The following is a 21,583-nucleotide window of genomic DNA, read 5'->3' as shown; positions in this document are numbered from 1 at the left end:
TAAGAAAATAAGAAATTTATTGATTTATCGTTTTTTTAATATATATTTGACGATATAGGAAAATAATAAATAAAACTAATTAGTTTACCTAAAAAGAATTAGTATATTAATTAAAAAAAATGATTATTTTTCTAAAAAACTAGTTGACGTAAGTATGGTTTTTTGATAGCTTAAATACAGCGCCGAAGTGGTGGAATTGGTAGACACATTGGACTTAAAATCCAATGTCCTTTAGGACGTACGAGTTCAAGTCTCGTCTTCGGCATTACACAAATCTCATTTAGAGATTTGTTTTTTTTTATCTTTTTAATTGTTCGTTTTTTATTAATTAATTAAAAATGAAATATAGTCTATCCATGTGTTTGTCTTAATTTGAGGGAAAAATATGAAAAATAAATTGTCTAGAGATAAGCAAATTGTAAGAACAAGTATGATTGCTATTGTTACTAATATTTTGCTTTCAATATTTAAAATAATTATTGGTTTATTATCATCATCTATTGCTATAGTAATGGATGCTATAAATAATTTTAGTGATGCACTTTCTTCAATAATTACTATAATTGGGATGAAACTTGCACTCAAACCTGCAGATAATAAGCATCCATTAGGGCACGGAAGAATTGAATATTTAAGTGCTTTAATAGTTTCTTCAATAGTTTTTTTTGCAGGAGCTACATCATTCATTGAGTCGTTAAAAAAAATTATTAATCCAGTATTATCATCTTTTACCCCATTAATGCTTCTGTTTATCATTGTAGCTATTTTTGTAAAATTATTTTTAGGTAGATATACTAAGAGAGTTGGTAAGCAAGTAAATTCAGTTGCATTAGTAGCCTCCGGTACAGATGCTTTCTTCGATGCAGTTGTTTCTTTATCAACTTTAATTTCAGCATTAATTTCATATATATGGGATATAAATATTGATGGAATTATTGGTGTATTAATTTCATTAGTTATAATAAAAGCTGGATGGGATATGTTAAGTGATACTTTAGATAGAATTTTAGGTTCTAGGATTGATAGTAAATTATCTAAAGAAATAAAAAACAAGATAAGCCAAGAAGATAAAATAATAGGTGTTTATGATCTAATATTACATAATTATGGTCCTGAGACTATGATTGGATCTGTTCATATTGAGCTTGATGAAAATATTAAAACAAAAGATATATTTGAATTAACAAGAAAACTTAGATTAGATATGTATGAAGAATATGGTATTTTATTAACCTTTGGTATTTACGCTACTAATTCAGATGATAAAAATATTGTTGAAATATATAATAAAATCAATAAATATGTTGTATCTATTGAAGGCATTTTATCTATGCATGCTTTCTATATTAACTCTAGTGCAAAACAACTATCTTTTGATATTGTTGTTGATTTTTCTATAGAAGATAAGTTCTCTCTTAGAGATTCTATTGTATCTAAATTAAAAGAAGACTATCCAAATTTTGATATATTTATAGCTATTGATACTTTTATTAGCGATTAGTAAAGTGATTTTTAAAATAAAAAAAATATTTTTCAGCATCTGTTTTTACTAATATTGTTATAAGTAAATAATTGCGATATTTTACATATATATATTTTTTACAATAATTCCGTTTAATTTGCTTATATAGCAGATTTTTCAATTTTTTGGTGTTGAAGTTTTTAAATATTTTATAATAGCAATTATATTAATTAGTTTTATTACTTTGTTTTTTAAAATAAAATAAATTGAAAAATAAATAAATAAAACACTATTGACTAAATATAATATTCTCATATAAGTTTATGAAAAATACATAATTTAATACAAAGACGTATAATATTGATTAACAATATTTGCGTCTTTTTTTTATTTTAAGAGGATGAAAAAAATGAAAAAAATTTTAATTTTATTAACAATGGTTAGTTTAGTTGGGAGTATGGTATTTGCTTCTGGTTCAAGTGAAACAGAAACAGTAGAAGAAACAAAAGTTTATAAGATTGCTTGTGATGCATCATATCCACCGTTTTCTATTCAATTAGAAGAAGGTGAAGAAATAACTGGTACAATTGTATCTAGTGGAAATAACATGGGTGATTATCATGGAATTGATGTAGAACTTCTTGATGCTATTGCTGAATTAGAAGGCTTTGAATATGAATTAAATCCTATGGATTTTTCAGCGATTATCCCTGCACTTGTCTCTGGAACCATTGATGCTTCAATAGCTGGTATGAATATTACAGAAGTTAGAAAAGAAGTTGTAGATTTCTCAGATGGTTATTATGAATCTGGATCTTCAATGGTTGTAAATGCTAATGATGATAGTATTTCAAGTTTTGAAGATTTAGAAGGCAAAGTTGCAGCTTGTAAAGAAGGGACTACTGGTATGTTATGGTCACAAGATAATGCTAGTAAATATGGATTTAGTGTAAATGTTTATCCTGATTCAGCTAGTATGATGTTAGCTGTATCAAATGCTCAAGCTGATTTCTTATTAGAAGACTATCCTGTAATTAGTTATCAAATTTCTATTGGTGCTCAAGAAAATCTAAAAGTTGCTATTGAAGCTATTGAAGCAGCTCCTCAAAATGGATTTGCAGTTAAAAAAGGTGAAAACCAAGATTTACTTGCAAAATTCAATGAAGGTTTAGCAAAAATTAAAGCTAATGGTACATATGATGAAATTGTAAATCAATTCAAATAATCTATCATAAATTTTGGAGAAGGCTATTAAGCTTTCTCCTAATAATTGATAAAAAAAGGGGCAATAAATGATTGAATATTTTGAATTGTTTATAAAATATTTACCAATGTTATTAGATGGTTTAAAACTAACTTTAATTATAGCATTCTTTGGTATTTTTATAGCAATTATTTTAGGTATTATACTTTGTGTATTTGCAATAAGTGGTATAAAAGTACTTGAGAAAATAGCAAATATTTATATTACAATAGTTCGTGGTATACCATTAATGATTCTAGCATTATTTCTTTATTTTGGTGTAATAAAGAATTCTTTAGATACTAATAGCGCGGCAATAATAATATTAGCCATAAATGCGTCTGCATATATGGCAGAAATATTTAGAGCAGGTGTACAAGCTATCGATATTGGACAAACTGAAGCTGCTAGAAGTTTAGGATTAAGCTATTTTCAAACCATGAGAAAAGTAATTTTTCCTCAAGCAATAAAAATTATGATTCCATCACTTATGAATCAATCCATATCAAGTTTAAAAGATACAGCAATATTAAGTGCTATTACAGTTAATGAATTAACTCTTACTTCTAAAGTAATTATAGCAAGGAATTATAAGGCTTTTGAATTATATTCATATGCTGCAATAATATATTTAATAGTAATCATATTTTTAACTTATTTATCAAAGCGAGTTGAAAAAAGATTAAATTATAATCAACGCTAAAATAAGAGGATTTTATGGAAAAAATTATTAAATGCGAACATGTAAATAAAGTATTTGGCGATTTAGTTGTATTAAAAGATATAACTTTTAGCGTTGAAAAAGGTGAAACCGTTTGTTTGATTGGCCCCTCTGGAAGTGGAAAATCAACAATGCTTAGATGCTTAAATAAACTAGAAGTGATTCAAAAAGGTGAAATAATAGTTAATAATCAAAATGTTAATAAAGTAAAGAATGTTAATCATTATAGATCTAATATAGGAATGGTTTTTCAACATTTTAATTTATTCCCAAATTATACTGTTATTGAGAATATGACATTAGCACCTAGAACACTAAAAAAATTAAGTAAAAAAGAAGCTATAGAAAAAGCTGAAGAGCTATTAAAAAGAGTTGGTTTATTTGATAAGAGGGATGTATATCCAGCAACATTATCTGGTGGACAAAAACAAAGAGTTGCGATTGCTAGAGCTCTTGAAATGAATCCAAAAATTTTATTATTTGATGAACCTACTAGTGCTTTAGATCCTGAAATGGTAGGTGAAGTATTAGATGTTATGAAATCTTTAGCAAAAGAAGGAATGACAATGGTTGTTGTTACTCATGAAATGGGTTTTGCAAGAGATGTTGCAAATAGAATACTATTTATGGATGATGGATATATTGTAGAAGAATCTTCTCCTAAAGAAATGTTTAATAATCCTAAAACTGAAAGGTGTAAAAAGTTTTTATCTAATTTTATTTAAGGAGATTATAATGAGTTCTCGTATTATTATAACAATAGAAAGAGATTTTGGTGCAGATGGTCATGAAATTGGTTTACAACTTTCACATTTATTAAATATGACTCTTTATGATAAGGACATATTACATAAAGCAGCTGTTAAAAGAGGAATCGGAGATTCTTCATTAGTTTTTGCTGATGAAAAAGTTACTAATGATAATTTAAATTCTATTTTTCCGAATTCTATTTTTACTAAATCAAGTGATAAACTTTTTCAAATAGAAAAAGAAATAATAAGGGATTTAGCTGAAAGTGAATCATGTATTATTGTTGGAAGATTATCGGATTATATACTCAGAAATAAAGAGAACTTAATTAAAGTATATATCACAGCACCTTTAGAGTTCAGAATTAAAAACATTCAAGAAAAATATAACTCTTCATATAATGATTCAAAAAAACTAGTTAGAAAAATGGATTTAGTTAGAAGAAATTATAGAAAATATTATTCTAATGATAAATATAATTTATATTCTAATAAAAGTATTGTTTTAAATCGTGATGATTTTACCATTTCTGAATGTGTTGGGATCCTAAAAAATGTTGTATATTTAAAAAATAATAATACATATAAGGAAGTATAGATGCTTAATAAGGAAAATGATGAAAAGCTAATTCAATTATGTCAAAATTTAGTTAGAACAAAAAGCTATTCTGGTGAAGAAGAAGAAGTATCTTTAGTTTTAAAGTCTTTCTTTGAAGGAAATAACTTTGATGAAGTAAAAATTGATTCTTATGGAAATGTAGTTGGAATTATTAATGGAAAAAAAGATGGACCTACTATAGTTTTTGATGGACATTTAGATACTGTTCCGATTGGGGATGAATTAAAGTGGAGTGTAAATCCATTTGGTGCAGAAATCAAAAATAATCGTATCTATGGCAGGGGTACATCTGATATGAAGGGAGGTCTTTCAGCAATGGCTATTGCTGCATTAGATTATGCCCAAATAACAGATAGAGATTTTTTAGGTAGAATAATTGTTGCTGGTATAGTTCATGAAGAATTATTTGAAGGTGTTGCATCAAAAAAAATATGTGATACTTATTCTCCTGATTATGTTGTAATTGGTGAATCATCTGAGTTAAATTTAAAAATTGGACAAAGAGGAAGAGCTGAAATAGCAATAGAAACATTTGGAATGCCTTCTCACAGTGCACATCCTGAAAATGGTAATAATGCTGTATATAGTATGTGTGAAGTTATAAATGCTATAAATAATCTGCCTGTTAATGAACACCCTATATTAAAGAAAGGGATTTTAGAGTTAACAGATATTAAATCTGATCCTTATCCAGGAGCTAGTTGTGTTCCATCCTATTGTAGATGCGTTTATGATAGACGTACTCTAGTTGGAGAGACTAGAGAAAGTGTTTTAGATACAATAAAGAACTGTCTTATGGATTTAGAATCTAAAAACCCTAAAATAAAAGCAAAAGCTTCTTATGTATCAGCTACTAATAAATGTTACACAGGTGAAAAAATAGAAGCAACTAAATTTTTCCCAGCTTGGTTATATGATAAGGACGAAAAATATATTCAAGATTGTTTAAAACAACTTAATGAAGATGGTTTTTATCCTGATATTACAATTTATGATTTCTGCACTAATGGTAGTTATTATGCTGGTGTTGAAGGTATTAAAACTATAGGAATTGGTCCATCTAAAGAAAATTTAGCACATACTATTGATGAATACATTGAACTTTCTCAATTAAATGGAGCGGCAAATAGTTACTTATCTATAATTAAAGCCTTATTAAAATAAAATAAGTAAAAGTTGTTATATTATATATTAAAGGGGATTTTAATTATATTAAGTAGTTTTTTACTAGTGATATCATAATATAATTTATCATTAGAAATAATCTATTTTAATAATAGATTGAATCCCTTTTTGTTTTTCTTTAAAAAAAACTGTTTATTTATTATATAAAATGCAGATTAATCTTTTAGTAAATTTATAAAAATATTAACTAGAAGCGAAAAAAAATAAGTATTTATTAATGAGTATATTAGGAGTACTAAAATGGAATATCCAAGACTAGATATTCAATTAAAGACAATAAAAGAAAATGTAAGTTTTGTTAAAAATCTCTGTAATACTCATGGAATAGATGTTACAGGAGTTACTAAAGTTTTTTCAGCTTCCCCTGAAATTGTTCAAGCTTACATAGATGGTGGATTAGATACAATTGGTGATGCAAGAATAGAAAACCTTAAAAGAGTAAAAGATTTTAAAATAAAAAAATGGTTGATAAGAGTTCCCCCTATTTCCCAAATAAAAGATGTTGTAATGTATAGCGATGTTTCACTTAATTCAGAATTAGAAACAATTTATGAATTAAATAAAGAAGCTAAAAAGCAAAATAAGGTACATGAAATAATTTTAATGGTTGATTTAGGAGATTTAAGAGAAGGGTATATAAAAAAAGACGAATTAATCAAAGTTGCTAATAAAGTAAAAACATTTTCTAATGTTAAACTCTATGGAATTGGAACAAATTTAAGTTGTTATTCTTTTGTAATTCCAAGCGAAGAAAACATGATAGCTTTAGATGACTTTGCAAGTGTGATAAATGTAAATAATATAGTAATAAGTGGAGGAAATTCATCTAGTATTAATATAATGAGAGATGGGAAAATTCCTAATAGTATAAATAATTTAAGACTTGGGGAGAGTTTACTTTTTGGAAAAGAACGTTGTACATATACATATATAAAAGGGACATCTTCTAATGCTTTTATTTTGAATGCCGAAATAGTAGAATTAAAATATAAACCTTCTATATCTTGGGGTGAAGTTGGTGTAGATAGTTATGGGAAAAAACCACAAGAAAGAATAGATGAAGGAATTATTAAAAGATGTCTTTTAGCGATAGGTAAACAAGATTGTGATATTGAAACAATGAAGCCTGTAGATAAAAATCTTAAAATTCTTGGTGCAAGTAGTGATTATTTAATAGTTCAAATAAAAACTGATGACAAAAAATATAAAGTTGGCGATATAATTCAATTCGAATTAGGCTATTTTTCTCTTATGAGAGCAATGACAAGTAAATATGTAATTAAAAACTATATATAATATTGTTTAATCTATCATTTTTTACTAATCATATTTTATTTTTACTAAAAAAAACATTTGAATAATTTCTTAAAGTTAAAATTATAAATATTTATATAATTATCTTCTACAAATATTCTATTTTTGTTTCTTATTTTATATAATCTTAATCATGAAAAAATCGATAATTAGCGTTTTAGGAAAAGATAGTGTTGGAATTATTGCTACTATTTGTACTTATTTAGCAGATAATAATGTGAATATTTTAGATATATCTCAAACAATTGTTGATGGATTGTTTCAAATGATGATGGTTTGTGATACGGATAAGTGTAGTAAAGAATTTCATGAGGTTTCTCAAGATTTAAATAAAATTGGTGAAGATTTAGGAATTCAGATTAAACTACAAAAATCAGAAATATTTTTAAAAATGCAACGCATTTAGGAGGAACGAATGCCAAATCTAAATGAAGTTGTTGATACTAATCAAATGTTTGAAAAATACAATCTTGATGTAAGAACTATTACCATGGGTATTAGTCTTTTAAGTTGTATAGATAGTGATTTAGAAATATTAAAGAAAAATATTTATGAAAAAATAACAACTACAGCTAAAGACTTAGTAAAAGTTGGTAAAGAGATAGAAAGTGATTTTGCAATTCCAATAGTTAACAAAAGAATTTCAATAACACCAATAGCCTTTGTTGGAGCCTCAGCTTGTAAAACTCCTCAAGATTATGTTGAGTTAGCAGTTGTCTTAGATAATGCTGCTAAAGATGTTGGGGTAAATTTTATAGGTGGATATTCTGCTATTGTTGCAAAGGGAATGACAAAAAGCGAAGAATTATTAATTAAATCAATTCCAGAAGCAATGGCGAAAACTGATTGTTTATGTTCATCAGTAAATGTTGGTTCAACAAAAACTGGTATGAATATGGATGCTATAAAATTGATGGGTGAAATTGTTAAACAAACTGCAATTTTAACTAAAGATAATGATAGTATTGGTTGTTCTAAATTAGTAGTTTTATGTAATGCTCCTGATGATAATCCATTTATGGCTGGTGCTTTTCATGGGGTAACTGAAACCGATAATGTTATTAATGTTGGTGTAAGTGGTCCTGGTGTAATTAATGAGGCAGTATTAAAAGTAAAAGGTAAGAGTTTTACTGATCTTTGTGAGATGATTAAAAAAACTTCGTTTAAAGTTACTAGATTAGGACAATTAGTTGCACAAGAAGCAAGTAAAAGATTAGATATTCCATTTGGTATATTAGATTTATCTTTAGCACCAACTCCTGCAATTGGGGATTCAATTGCTGAAATCTTAGAAAGTATGGGATTAGAAGAGGTTGGTTGTCCAGGAACTACTGCTGCATTAGCTTTGCTTAATGACCAAGTAAAGAAAGGTGGTATAATGGCATCTTCTTCTGTTGGTGGATTATCTGGTGCTTTTATTCCAGTAAGTGAAGACCAAAATATGATAAATGCTGCAGCTAATGGAGATTTATGTATTGAAAAGCTAGAGGCAATGACTTGTGTTTGTTCTGTAGGTTTAGATATGATTGCAATCCCTGGTGATACTGAAGCAACTACAATTGCTGGAATTATAGCTGATGAAGCTGCTATTGGTATGATAAATGCAAAAACAACTGCAGTTAGGATTATTCCTGTAATTGGGAAAACTCTAGGAGACTCGGCAGAATTTGGTGGATTGTTAGGTTTTGCGCCTATTATGAAAGTTAACACTAAATCCTGTGCTGATTTTATAAATAGGGGTGGTAGAATACCAGCTCCAATTCATAGTTTTAAAAACTAAGTATAGTCAATTATAATAATATTATATTAATAAAAAAAATCATTCTTTGAATGGTTTTTTTTTAATTATTCTCTTAGAATATTATTACTTAACTAAAAGGAGAAAAGTCGATAATGAATAAAATAAATGCTTTAGTTCTTGTAAAATTAACAAAAGATGAAAAACTAAATTTTGTTAAATTTGAAGATAAAATAAATTTTATATATAAAGATAAAGAAAAGGTTAATATAACAAGAGAGGATGTTGAATCAGCTGAAATAATCATTGGCTATCCTCCTAGAAAATATTTAAAAAATGCAAAGAATTTAAAATGGTTACAAATGATTTCTTCCGGTGTAGATAAATATTTAGAGAAAAATGTTTTACCTGATAATGTTGTTATTACAAATGCAAAAGGTTCTTATGGTGAAGCTCAATCAGAATTTATGTTCTCATTATTATTATCACTTATGAAAAAAATTCATTTATATAGGGATAATCAACAACTATCTATTTGGAAGGATCTTGGAGATGTAATGGTTTTAAGAAATTCAACGGCTTTAGTTGTTGGACTTGGAGATATAGGAAGTGAATTTGCAAAAATTCTTAAAGCTTTTAATGTAAAAGTAATAGGGATTAGAAGAGATATAACAAAAGAAGTAAAATATGTAGATGAAGTTCATAGTTTTACTGAAATTGATAAGTATATTCCACAAGCAGATATTGTAGCTATGGTTATTCCATCAACTTTAGAAACTCAAAATTTGATGAATAAAGATAGAATTAATTTGATGAAAAAAACAGCTGTGTTAGTTAATACTGGAAGAGGTTCAACTATAGATAACGAAGCTTTATGTGATGCAATTGAAAATGGTAAAATAGCTGGTGCTGCATTAGATGTATTTAATCCAGAGCCAATTTTACCTAATCATAGAGCTTGGAAAATAGAAAACTTAATAATAACACCTCATGCTGCAGGACAAGATTATATGCAACATAACTGGGAAAAAACCTTAAAACTTATTGATTATAATTTAACAGCCTATTGTGATAAAAAAGAGTTAAAAAATATAGTAGATAGAAAAGTTTACGAATTTAAGTAAGATCAAAAATCTGTAATTACTTGTTTAATTTATTCGTAGTAATTATTTTTTGAATAACTTCTTCCATAAAAATAAAGGAAAGTGTTCTTGATTGTTCAAAAGGAGCTAATTCTTTTGGATTTGAATAATTAGATAAATAAATTATATTATCACATTGATTAGTAAGTGATAGGTTATAATTTTGTGCAATAATTACGACTTCAGCACCTTTAGCTGAAGTTGTATTATATATATCTTTAAAATCTCTATATGCTCCAGTTGCTGTAAATATTAATAATAGTGAAGAAGAATCAGTCATAGTATTAACGCTAAGTTTATCTACTACCGCCATAATAGCTTTTGGGCAAACTGTTCTTAGTCGATATTCAAAATATTGTGCTAATAATAAAGAAGGTCCATATCCGAATAATATTATTTTCTCATGACTATTAATTAATTCTATAATTTCATCTACTGCTTTAAAATCAAAATTAGTTATAAATTCATTTATTTTATCAATTTCTATAGATTCAGACTTTTTGATTGTCTCTTTATTGTATAAAAAATCAACATACTGTTTAAAATTAGTAAAACCAATTTTTTTTGATACTTTTGATATCTTTGAAACTGAACAACCACATAGTTCTGCAGCTTCTGTAATTCTTAAAGTTTGCTTTGTTTCTGAAGCTTTGAGTAATGTTTGATGTATTTGTTTTTCAAGTTTGTTCAATGAAGTAAAATCAATATGTATCATTTTTATAATTTCCTTTGTTAAACTTATAGTATCATAAAAAAGAATATTTAGAAAATACTAAAATGGAAAATTTTCCAAAAAATATTAATTATTTATTATATTTAGAAAAAATTTCCAAAAAATCCTTGACCTTTTAAAGTTTTACGCTTAACCTAAGAATCGATAAGGATACTATAGAAAGGTATTAATCAACTTAAAATAAATCTTAGGAGTAAAAACTTGGATACAAAAATAATTCTTAAACAATTAGAAGAGATGCTCTCTAAAGAGCAAGTTAACACAGATAGCGATGCCTTATATGATGCAGCTGCAGATAGATATAAGAAGTATGCTAAAGCTCGTAAGGTATTAAATGTACCAAGTCCTATTGCGATAGTATATCCTAAAGATACAGAGGAAGTAAGAAAACTGTTAATGTATTGCAATGAAAATGAAATAAATGTTATTGCAAGAGGTGGTAAGACTGCTACTGAAGGTGGTCTAGAAAACTGGAAAGATATTACAATTGTTATTGATGCTTTACACTTAGATTCAATTATTAAGATTGATACTTATAATTCTCAAGCAACTGTACAAGCAGGTGTTCCTCTTCAAGAATTAGAAGATGAATTAAGAAAAGTAGGTTTTACTACAGGTCATTCTCCTCAATCAAAACCTGTTGCTAAATATGGTGGATTAGTTGCAACTAGGAGTATTGGACAATTCTCAACTTTATATGGTGGAATTGAAGATATGGTAGTTGGTCTTGAATGTGTTTTCCCTAATGGTCACGTATCTAGAATAAAAAATGTTCCTCGTAGATCAGGAGGACCAGATATCCGTCACATAGCAATCGGAAATGAAGGTACTTTATGTTACATAACAGAAGTTACAGTAAAGATATTTAAGTATTATCCAGATAATAATAGATTTTATGGTTATTTAGTAAAAGATGTTGAATCTGGTATTAAAGTATTAAGAGAAGTTATGGTTAATGGTTTTAGACCATCTGTAGCTAGAACATATTCCGAAGAAGATGCTGCTCAACATTTCTATCATTTTTATGAAAACAAATGTGTTTTATTATTCATGGCAGAAGGCCCTAAGGGAATAGTTGATGCAACATCTCAAGCAATTGAAGATGCTGTTGAATTACATAAAGACGGTATTATTAAGCAAGTAGATAGTTCATTAATTGAAACTTGGTTTAATCAATTAAACTGGTCACAAAAAGATATTGATGATGAATTTGAAGGAATGATTGAAAATGATTACCATAGTGGATTTACAACAGAAATATCTGCAGATTGGGAAACTATTCCTAAAATCTATAACAGTGTAATTAAACGTGTTAAAGCAGAATATCCTCGTGTAAATGATTTAACTATGCTAGGTGGACATTCATCTCATTCGTATTTAAATGGTACTAACATGTATTTTGTTTATAATTATAAAATTTTATGTGAACCAGAAGATGAGTTAATCATTTATCACCATCCATTACAAAGAATTATTGTTGAAGAAACTTTAAAATTTGGTGGATCAATGTGTCATCACCATGGTATTGGTAAATATCGTAGTGAATGGGCAAAAGAAGAACATGGTTCAGCTTACTATATGCTAGAAACTCTAAAGAATGCTTTTGATCCTAAAGGTATTATGAACTATGGTAATATTTTCCCAAAAGAAGATGGATTAAAATATATTGAATAGTTTTACTTTAAAATGTGTTTTTCATGGCAGTACCAATTAGGTGTTGCCATGTTGTTTCTTAATATATATTTAATTAAATTAACAAAAGGAGAATTAAATTTATGCATATAGTTTGTCTAGTTAAGTTTGTCCCAGATGTAGATAATTTTAGCTATAACTATGAAACGCATACAATTATTAGACAAGATAGTAGTATGAATATCAATCCGGATGATGCCTGTGCTTTAGGTTTTGCTTTGAACATAAAGAAAAAAAATCCTGATACTTTTATAGAAGTTATAAGTATGGCTCCAAAATCTCTTATTCCTCAAATTGAAAATATTTTAAGAGTTGGTTTTGATAAAGCTACATTAATTAGCGATTCATTATATGCTGGAAGTGATACTTATGTTACTAGTAAAATACTATCAAAGCATTTATCTACAATTAATTATGATTGTATTCTAAGTGGTACTCACTCTATAGATGGAGATACATCTCATGTTCCATCTCAAATCGCTCAATGTTTAAAATTGGATCATTTAAATTCAATTTCTAAAATTGATGAAACTTCTTTTGGTAGAGAAGTTGCAACTGTAAATGTTGAAAATGAAAATTCTTCAGTTACCTATGAAATAAAATTACCTGCAATATTAAGTCTTACAAGAGAATCAAATTATAGACTTCCTTATGTTCGTTATAAAAATTTGAACTTAGATGTTTCTGATAAAATACAAATTATATCAAATAAACAATTAAAATTTGATGAGTCTACTATAGGCATTAAAGGCTCCTTAACTAAGGTTAATAGTACCCATGTTAAAAAATATGAAACAAGAGATAAAAAAATAGTTCAAGCGGATGAAGAAGGTGTACAAGTTATATATGAATTCTTAAAGGAAAAAGGTTTTATCTAATATGAAGAAAGTACTTATATATGTTGAAGAGAATTTTAGAAACGAATCTTTAAGTCTTTTAGAAGCTTCAAGACAATTGTATATTAATCAAAATGTTGAAACTTATGCATTAGTGATAAACTCAAAAGAAGATTCTCCTTTAGAAGGTTTTTTTGATAAGGTTTTAAAAATCGAAGATACTAAGTTACAATTAATTGACCAAAAAGCAATAGGTGAAATATATTCTCAATTGCAAAAAATATATAATTTTGATGCAATTCTTTTTTTAGCAACTTCAATAGGTAGATGTTTAGCTCCCTCTGTTGCAATGAAATTAAAAACAGGAATTGTAGCAGATGTAACAGCCATTTCAAATAAAAATAATCAAGTAAGTTTAATTAGACCTGCATACAGTGGGAAAATAATGGCAGCAATAAAAGTTTTAGGCGATGGCCCTATAATGATGAGTGTTAGAAGTGGAATCTTTTTATATAATAAAGTTGCTGATAAAAAAACTTCTTATATCTTTCTAAATAATCTTAAATATAATTATTGTAATATTAAGGTTAAAAAAGTTGAAAAGAAAGTTATACCTTATGATATAAAAAAAAGTGATGTTTTAGTTTCAGCAGGAGCTGGATGTACAGATATAGAGGAATTAGAAAAGTTAGCTTCTCTATTAAATGGTAATTTAAGTGCTTCAAGAGCTGTTGTTGATAAAAAGATTGTTTCTAGATCGATACAAGTGGGACAATCTGGTAAAACCGTAAGTCCGTCTCTCTACATTGCATTTGGAATACATGGAGCTTTGCAACATGTTGAAGGGTTAAAAGATATACCATTTATTATTTCTATAAACATAAATAAAGATGCTCCAATATGTAGTATTTCAGATATAGTTGTTGAAGGTGATGCTATTGTATTTTTAAAAAAATTAATTAGTAAAATTAGTGAGCATGCTAATGGCTAAAATTAACAATTTATATATTCTAAAGCGCTTTAAAATAGATATTCACTCTTGTTTTGATTTAAAATCATATTTTGTATTTATATTTTTCTCATAGCTATTTAATTAACTTAAATAGTTGTTTATAGCTATTGTTTTGTATATAAACTTTTTCTATTTTTCAAATTATGGACATTTTGGCCAAAATTTAAAAACTTGACAAATGGGTTCAATTCAAGTTTAATTTATAGATAGGGTGTATTATATACTCAACTTTACTAATTATTTACCTTTATAAACCTTAGTTTTGAAAATAAAACTGTTGTATGTTTTTGTTTATAAAGTAGTATTTTTATAATTGAATTGTAAATTAAAATAATTTTCAATTTTTATTGCTTTATTATATCCATACTAAATTCTTAAGAAATAATTAGTAAACATAATAGCTATCTTTCCTGGTTTTGAATATAAGCTATAATGTTTTTTATTAATTTTAACCAGTACAAAATGTTTTTTAAGGTAAAATATGAATAGGATTGTACAGATAATACTTAAAAGGTTCGGTACGTTATTACTGACCTTATTAGTTATGTCTTTTATTATTTTTATGCTTGTTGAAATAATGCCTGGAGATGTTGCACAAATGATTTTAGGTCAAAGTGCAACTCCTGAAGCTCTAGATGCACTAAGAGAAGCTAGAGGTCTAAATGATCCAGCTCTACAACGTTATGTTCGTTGGGTTAGTGGAGTAATTACTGGAGATTTAGGAGAGTCTATCTACATGCAAGGTGTAGCTATAAATTCAATTTTATGGAGAAGAGTAGGTCATTCTTTAATATTAGCATTAACTGCTTTTATTATATTTGTTCCTTTCTCTATTATTTTGGGAATTATAGCTGGCGTTAAAGAAAATTCTAATACAGATAAAATTATTTCTTTTTTTGGTTTAGCTACAATGGCTTTACCTGAATTTGTATCAGGTGTGTTTTTAATTTCAATATTTGCTGTGGCTTTAGATTGGTTGCCTATAGTAAGTGTTATTCCAATTGGAGAAAGTATTTGGCAAAATTTACAAATTGTAATTTTACCAGCTTTATCAGTAACTTTTGTTATGTTTGGATACATATCTAGGATGCAAAGATCATCAATGATTCAAGTAATGCATTCTGATTATATAAGAGCTGCATCATTAAAAGGTATGCCAAAAAGATATGTTATATTCAAGCATGCATTAAAGAATGCTATGCTTCCTACTATTACAATAATTGGGATGAACATGGGATGGTTATTTGGTGGACTAGTAGTTGTTGAGACATTATTTGGTTTCCCTGGAATGGGTTCATTATTAATGACAGCAATTAAAACAAGAGATATACCACTAATTGAGGCATGTGTATTAATCATTACAATTATTTATTCAGTGTCTACAATGATTACAGATATATTATATAGTTATTTAAACCCTAGGATTCGTTTCCAAGGAGGGCAAAGATAATGAATTATTTTTTATATAAATTAAAGAAAAGTCCATTAGCTATTATTGGAATTATAGTTTTATTTTTTTGGATTTTTATTGCAATTTTTGGTGCTTCACTCGTAGATTTTACCCATACTGCAATTGATGCAGATAATCAAATGGTATCACCTGGTGTAGCTAATCACCTTTTAGGAACAGATGCAATGGGTAGAGATATTCTATCTAGAATTGTATATGGTAGTAAATCCATATTAACAGTTGCGCTTATGACTTCGATTTTTTCTACAATTATTGGTGTTATTTTAGGGTTTTCTGCAGGATATTTTGGTAATAAATTTGATTATTTCTTTTTAAGGATAATGGATATATTAATGGCAATTCCACCATTAGTTCTTTCCATGGTTGTTTTAGGAATACTTGGTGATTCTTCCATACTGAGTTTAACAATTATTGTTTCAATAGCATATATCCCTGCAACGGCTAGGGTCTCAAGAGGTGTTATGCTTAGTGAAAAAAATAGGGAATATGTTGATGCTGCTAAAATTCGAGGTGAAAATAATTTCTATATTATGTTTGTTGAAATTTTACCAAATACAACGGGTCCAATAATTGTTGAAGCAACAGCTAGGTTTGCTTATTCAATAATGATGGTAGCATCTTTGGGCTTTTTAGGTGTAGGTTTACAGCCTCCAACTCCTGACTGGGGAATGATGGTTATTGAAAATAAAGCTATTATTTCTCAAGCACCATGGGCTGTATTATTTCCAGCTTTAGCTATAGCCTCTTTAGTTATTGCAATATCGATTTTCTCTGATTTTGTCAGTAAGGTGTTGATTCATGAACAATAAAATATTAGATATTCAAAATTTAAATGTATACTTTAATACCTTTGATGGTAAATTTTCAGCTGTAAGAGATGTTTCTTTTACGCTAGAAAAAAGTGGATCTTTAGGTATTATAGGAGAATCAGGTTGTGGTAAATCTACGACAGCTTTTTCAATTATGAGGTATTTAGCATCTAATGCTGAAGTAGAGGGAGTGATTAATTTTAATGGTGAAAACTTATTAGAGAAGAGTGAAGCTGAGATATCTAAAATTAGAGGCAATAGGATTGCTATGGTATTTCAAAATCCATCTACAAGTTTAAATCCCTCATTAACAATTGGAGCTCAATTAGATGAAGTTAGTATTATACATCAAAAACTTGATAAGAAAAATGCTAGAAAAGCCTCACTTGAAGCTTTAGAAATGATGAATATTGGAGACCCTAAAGGTACTGTAAGAAGATATCCTCATCAAATTAGTGGTGGGATACAACAACGTATTTGTATTGCAATGGCGATATTATGTAAACCTGATATTATGATTCTTGATGAACCAACAACTGCTCTTGACGTTACTACTGAAGCAATAATTTTAGATTCAATAAAAGACTTAAAAGAAAAACTCGATATGTCTTTAATCTATATATCTCATGATATGGGAGTAATAAATAAAGTATCTCAGCAAATTGCTGTTATGTACAATGGTGAGATAGTTGAAAAAGGTCCAAAAGAAAAAATATTTAATCATCCATCTCATCCTTATACACGTGCATTAATTAACTGTATGCCAAGAGGTGGTATTGTAAAAGAGAATGCCAAACTAAATACAATAAATGGATTTGTAAAAAGAAGAGGTGCTGTTGATAAGGGTTGTCCTTATGCTGATAGATGTGATGTTAAAAACGAGACTTGTCTAGAAAAATATGGTATGAGAGCTATTGAAGAAGATCACATTGCAGCTTGTGATAGAGCTTATGCAACAGATGTTGAAAATTCAATAGAAAAAAAATTAAAACCTCATGTAAAAGTAAAGAAAGCTGAAGATATAAATGTTGATGAAAATACCATTCTTGAGATAAAAGACTTATATAAAATTTATGGTACTAAAAGAAAAGTATATGCTGTAAATGGAGTCGATGTTGATGTATCAAGTGGAACAGTTTTAGGTATAGTTGGAGAATCAGGTTGTGGTAAATCTACGACTGGAAATATGGTTTCAGGATTACATAAACCTACTTCTGGAAAGATTATTTTTGATGGAATAGATATTACTAAGGGGTGGAAAAATAGAAGCTCTGAAGTATTAAAAGATATTCAATTGATATTCCAAAATCCAGGTAGGTCTTTAAATCCATCTCATACAGTAGAACAAATTATTGGTAGACCTATGCAGCGTTTATTAAATATTAATTCTAAAGAAGAAAGACGTAAAATCATTTTATCAATATTAAGTAAAGTAGATTTAGGAAAAGACTATTTATATAAAAAACCTAGGCAATTATCAGGTGGGGAACAACAACGTGTTGCAATTGCAAGAGCTTTATCTATTTCTCCAAAGTTAATTGTTTGTGATGAACCTACATCAGCATTAGATGTTTCGGTACAAGCTTCAGTATTAAATTTGCTTAATTCATTACAACATGATAGTGATATTACATATTTATTTATCTCTCATGATTTAAATGTAATTAATTATTTAAGTGATAATATTATGGTTATGTACGCAGGTAAAATTTGTGAATATGGTTTAAGAGATGAAATAATGAATGATACTTGTCATCCTTATACACAAGCATTATTGTCTGCTGTTCCTGAAGTTGATCCAACAAAACAAAAGAAGACTATTCATTTAGAAGGTGGATTGCCTGATCCTGCTAAAAAACCTAAAGGATGTCCATTTGCTGGCCGTTGTCATAAACAAATTGGTAAAATCTGTGAAGAAGAATATCCACCAAAAGTTTGTGTAAGTGATACGCATTATTATCATTGTCATATCCCTTATCATAAATAGAATATTATTTTTTAGTAATTTTTATATTCTTCCTATAAAAAATACTTTTAAAGAGTTTCAAAAGTTTTTTTGTATTCTTAAAAGTACTGTATCTATATTTTTAAGGTTAATTATTAATTAGTAATAAAGGTCTTTGATACAAGGGGGAATTTAGTACCAAATTATTTTCTTTTACTTTTCAGTATAAATTTGTTACAATAAATAGGAAGGCTAAAAAAAGAGTATCAATTTTACTCATGAATTTTTTTCGATTTATATTAGTATAAATGATAATTTATGAGTTCTAAATATTAAGCAAGGAAAGAAATAAGAAGTTATTTCTTATGTCTTTATAATTCATACCACGATTACTTATGAATTTAAATTAACTCAGTCCTTTATCTAATTTTGCTTTTTTATTAAGGATACTTATTTCAGAGAAAATATATCATTATAAATGATATTTCATATAAATAATTAACTAGATTATTCTAGTTTTTTTATAAGGAGGAGGAAATATGAAACGAACTATAAGTCTTATTACTATGCTTTTATTTGTTGTCTCTATGGTTTTTGCCGGTGGTGAAAAAGAAGAAGCAAAAGAAGAAAAAATGATTCGTATCGCAGAGCAAGTCCCAGGAATTATCACACCTGGTATATGGGATGGACAAGCTTTCTCTATGAATGGTTCAATGTATGAATATTTAGTAGAAATGAATGCGAAAACAGGTGAACTTGATCCATTGTTAGCAACTTCTTGGAATACTGATAATGGAAAAGATTGGGTTATAGAGCTTCGTGAAGGAGTAAAATTCCATGATGGAAGTGATTTTAATGCAGAAGATGTTAAATTTACAATAGAAAGAACTCAAGATTCATCAATAGGACATTTAAAGAAAAAAGATTTTGAAGTTGTAGAATCAGTAGAAATTGTTAATGATTATAAAATTATTATTCATTTAAAAGAATCAAGGCCTACTTTTATTTATCAAATGACTGACTATAATATGGCAATTTTATCAAGTGATTATGATTATGAAAATCTTGGTGAAACTAAACCAATGGGAACTGGTCCATTTATGATGCAACAATTAATGCCAAAAGAATCAGCTTTATTAGTAAAAAACCCTAATTATTGGGCAGAAGGCTATCCTATTGTTGATAAATTAGCTATTTATTTCGTATCAGATATTGATGCTAGTATTTCAATGCTAGAATCTGATAAAGTTGATGTTGTTCCTTTTATCACACAAACAATTAAAACTCGTTTAAAAGATAATCCTGATATTAATGTTGTAACAGCATATCAAGAGATGAGATTCATTGACATGACTTATGATATGGAACCATTTAATGATAATAGAGTTAGATTAGCTCTTAAATATTGTATGGATCCGCAAATTATTGCTAGAAGTGTAGCTCAAATGGATTTAAATGATGGTGTTGATTATAGTGAAAGTCCAATTATGAAGATTCAAGCAGAATACAAAGATATTCCTTTACGTGGACGTGATACAGAAAAAGCTAAAGAATTATTAGCTGAAGCTGGTTATCCTAATGGTGTAAGTGTTGATTTACATTATGCATCTGACCATCCTTTTGGAAAAGAATTAGCTCAAACTGTTCAAGAGTTAGCAAAAGATGGTGGCTTTGATATTACTCTAAAAGGATATCCTCGTGATGTTTATTTATCTCAATATTGGATGCAAGTTCCTTTCGCAATTACAGCTTGGGCAGCACGTCCTGATCCTTCAGTATTATTATTATTAGCATATAGAGGTGGTGGTGCATGGAATGAAACTCATTTTGATAACGCTGAAGCTAATGTATTAATGGATAATATTGCTGCTGAACCTGATGAAGCAAAACGTCTTGATTATTATCATCAATTACAAGAAGTATTCTTTGAAGATGGTTCAATAATAAACGTACAAGTACCTTTATTAATTGCAGTTAGTAGTGATATAGAGAATTATAGTCATCCATTAACTCAAATACCACAATATAAATATATGGATATTAAATAATATAATAAATTGTATATTTTGAAATATTTCACCTTCTTATTTAGAGGGTGAAATTTTTTATAAGTAAAAAACATTCCAAAATCTATTTATAAGAAAATGGAATGCTATTTCTATTTTATGATTTTAAATTTAAATTAACTTAAAATTTCTTCTAATGTAATATAGTCTCCTACATGACCAGCCATTTTTTCAGCATCTGTATTTACAGGTAATGTTTTTTTACCTGGGCGCCAACCAGCAGGACAAACTTCACCAGTTTTAGTTGCATATTGCCAAGCTTTTACTTGTCTTAAGAATTCATTTACATTTCTTCCAACAGAATCAGCTTGAACTTCTTGAGCAACACAGATCCCTTCTGGGGTAAATAAAAATCTTCCTCTAAGGGCAACACCTTCTTCTTCTACTAATACTCCGAAAGCTCGACTTACTTCTTGATTATTATCTGCTCCCATCATAAGTTTTAGTCCCTTTAGTATAGGTTCAGTTTCAGCAAATCTTTTGTGTGAGAATTTAGAATCTACAGATACAGCTAATATTTCTGTATTTAATTCTTTAAATTCATCATATTTAGAATTCATTGCAGCAATTTCAGTAGGACAAACGAATGTAAAATCAGCAGGATAAAAACAAATTACAGTCCATTTACCTTTATAATCTTCACTAGAAACTGTAGTAAAGTGACCAGATTTTGCATCAAATGCATCCATTGTAAATTTAGGCATTTCTTGTCTTACCATTGTAGAACTCATATTCTTTTTCTCCTCTTTAACGATATTAGTTGATTCTTGTTTTTCAACTTTTTTGATTGGTTTTAAACCAGTATCACATCCCATAGATACCTCCATAAGCGAATTAGTACTTTTT

19 protein-coding genes and 1 tRNA gene are annotated in these 21,583 nt (G+C 28.0%); 18 read left to right on the top strand and 2 right to left on the bottom strand.

Annotated features, from left to right (window positions below):
• The first annotated feature begins 181 nt into the window (after window positions 1–181).
• The 11 genes from ACPKM0_RS02250 to ACPKM0_RS02200 all read left to right on the top strand — a co-directional run bounded on the left by ACPKM0_RS02250 (window position 182) and on the right by ACPKM0_RS02200 (window position 10,155).
• A tRNA-Leu gene (locus ACPKM0_RS02250) sits at window positions 182–265 on the top strand.
• A gap of 120 nt (window positions 266–385) precedes the next feature.
• Window positions 386–1,501 (top strand): cation diffusion facilitator family transporter, encoded by a 1,116-nt coding sequence (locus ACPKM0_RS02245; RefSeq protein ID WP_472473170.1) that lies wholly within the window; start codon window positions 386–388, stop codon window positions 1,499–1,501.
• A gap of 370 nt (window positions 1,502–1,871) precedes the next feature.
• Window positions 1,872–2,687, top strand: coding sequence for a transporter substrate-binding domain-containing protein (locus ACPKM0_RS02240; protein ID WP_472473169.1), 816 nt, complete (start codon window positions 1,872–1,874; stop codon window positions 2,685–2,687).
• Between the two features lie 67 nt (window positions 2,688–2,754).
• A complete protein-coding gene (locus tag ACPKM0_RS02235; protein WP_472473168.1) occupies window positions 2,755–3,408 on the top strand; it encodes an amino acid ABC transporter permease in 654 nt (217 codons plus the stop codon).
• A 23-nt stretch (window positions 3,409–3,431) separates the two neighbouring features.
• The gene (locus ACPKM0_RS02230; protein ID WP_472473202.1) at window positions 3,432–4,151 is read left to right on the top strand and encodes an amino acid ABC transporter ATP-binding protein; all 720 of its coding nucleotides are present in this window, start codon (window positions 3,432–3,434) and stop codon (window positions 4,149–4,151) included.
• A gap of 10 nt (window positions 4,152–4,161) precedes the next feature.
• Window positions 4,162–4,773 carry a cytidylate kinase-like family protein gene (locus ACPKM0_RS02225; protein WP_472473167.1) on the top strand — a complete coding sequence of 204 codons (612 nt, stop codon included), beginning with the start codon at window positions 4,162–4,164 and terminating at the stop codon, window positions 4,771–4,773.
• On the top strand, window positions 4,774–5,958 hold the full coding sequence (locus ACPKM0_RS02220; RefSeq protein WP_472473166.1) for a YgeY family selenium metabolism-linked hydrolase: 1,185 nt from the start codon (window positions 4,774–4,776) through the stop codon (window positions 5,956–5,958). It begins immediately after the preceding gene.
• A gap of 261 nt (window positions 5,959–6,219) precedes the next feature.
• Window positions 6,220–7,275, top strand: coding sequence for an alanine/ornithine racemase family PLP-dependent enzyme (locus tag ACPKM0_RS02215; RefSeq protein WP_472473165.1), 1,056 nt, complete (start codon window positions 6,220–6,222; stop codon window positions 7,273–7,275).
• 151 nt (window positions 7,276–7,426) lie between these two features.
• Window positions 7,427–7,699 (top strand): ACT domain-containing protein, encoded by a 273-nt coding sequence (locus ACPKM0_RS02210; RefSeq protein WP_472473164.1) that lies wholly within the window; start codon window positions 7,427–7,429, stop codon window positions 7,697–7,699.
• A 9-nt stretch (window positions 7,700–7,708) separates the two neighbouring features.
• Complete coding sequence (locus ACPKM0_RS02205; protein ID WP_472473163.1) at window positions 7,709–9,073, top strand: DUF711 family protein; 1,365 nt, start codon at window positions 7,709–7,711, stop codon at window positions 9,071–9,073.
• Window positions 9,074–9,186: 113 nt separating this feature from the next.
• Complete coding sequence (locus tag ACPKM0_RS02200) at window positions 9,187–10,155, top strand: D-2-hydroxyacid dehydrogenase (protein ID WP_472473162.1); 969 nt, start codon at window positions 9,187–9,189, stop codon at window positions 10,153–10,155.
• A gap of 16 nt (window positions 10,156–10,171) precedes the next feature.
• Here ACPKM0_RS02200 and ACPKM0_RS02195 read toward each other — a convergent pair whose 3' ends face one another.
• Entirely contained in the window at window positions 10,172–10,888 is a 717-nt protein-coding gene (locus ACPKM0_RS02195; RefSeq protein ID WP_472473161.1) for a MurR/RpiR family transcriptional regulator, read from the bottom strand.
• Between the two features lie 219 nt (window positions 10,889–11,107).
• Between ACPKM0_RS02195 and ACPKM0_RS02190 the strand changes: the two genes are divergently transcribed.
• The 7 genes from ACPKM0_RS02190 to ACPKM0_RS02160 all read left to right on the top strand — a co-directional run bounded on the left by ACPKM0_RS02190 (window position 11,108) and on the right by ACPKM0_RS02160 (window position 20,719).
• Window positions 11,108–12,580 (top strand): FAD-binding oxidoreductase, encoded by a 1,473-nt coding sequence (locus ACPKM0_RS02190; RefSeq protein ID WP_472473160.1) that lies wholly within the window; start codon window positions 11,108–11,110, stop codon window positions 12,578–12,580.
• 101 nt (window positions 12,581–12,681) lie between these two features.
• On the top strand, window positions 12,682–13,476 hold the full coding sequence (locus ACPKM0_RS02185; protein ID WP_472473159.1) for an electron transfer flavoprotein subunit beta/FixA family protein: 795 nt from the start codon (window positions 12,682–12,684) through the stop codon (window positions 13,474–13,476).
• Window position 13,477: 1 nt separating this feature from the next.
• Window positions 13,478–14,425, top strand: coding sequence for an electron transfer flavoprotein subunit alpha/FixB family protein (locus tag ACPKM0_RS02180; RefSeq protein WP_472473158.1), 948 nt, complete (start codon window positions 13,478–13,480; stop codon window positions 14,423–14,425).
• A gap of 502 nt (window positions 14,426–14,927) precedes the next feature.
• Complete coding sequence (locus tag ACPKM0_RS02175) at window positions 14,928–15,896, top strand: ABC transporter permease (RefSeq protein ID WP_472473157.1); 969 nt, start codon at window positions 14,928–14,930, stop codon at window positions 15,894–15,896.
• Window positions 15,896–16,726 carry an ABC transporter permease gene (locus ACPKM0_RS02170; protein WP_472473156.1) on the top strand — a complete coding sequence of 277 codons (831 nt, stop codon included), beginning with the start codon at window positions 15,896–15,898 and terminating at the stop codon, window positions 16,724–16,726. The genes ACPKM0_RS02175 and ACPKM0_RS02170 overlap by 1 nt, the downstream gene beginning before the upstream one ends.
• Window positions 16,716–18,713 (top strand): dipeptide ABC transporter ATP-binding protein, encoded by a 1,998-nt coding sequence (locus ACPKM0_RS02165; RefSeq protein ID WP_472473155.1) that lies wholly within the window; start codon window positions 16,716–16,718, stop codon window positions 18,711–18,713. Before ACPKM0_RS02170 ends, ACPKM0_RS02165 begins: the two co-directional genes overlap by 11 nt.
• A 497-nt stretch (window positions 18,714–19,210) precedes the next feature.
• Complete coding sequence (locus ACPKM0_RS02160; protein ID WP_472473154.1) at window positions 19,211–20,719, top strand: ABC transporter substrate-binding protein; 1,509 nt, start codon at window positions 19,211–19,213, stop codon at window positions 20,717–20,719.
• 134 nt (window positions 20,720–20,853) lie between these two features.
• On the opposite strand, the gene ACPKM0_RS02155 is transcribed toward ACPKM0_RS02160, so the two are convergent.
• Window positions 20,854–21,552: a peroxiredoxin gene (locus tag ACPKM0_RS02155; protein ID WP_472473153.1), complete on the bottom strand. Its 699-nt coding sequence runs from the start codon at window positions 21,550–21,552 to the stop codon at window positions 20,854–20,856.
• Between the last annotated feature and the right edge of the window lie 31 nt (window positions 21,553–21,583).

Source organism: Pleomorphochaeta sp., from assembly GCF_050031695.1.
Classification (GTDB): domain Bacteria; phylum Spirochaetota; class Spirochaetia; order Sphaerochaetales; family Sphaerochaetaceae; genus Pleomorphochaeta.
Note: the sequence above shows the minus strand (reverse complement) of the source record. Positions and strands in the feature narration are given on the sequence as shown.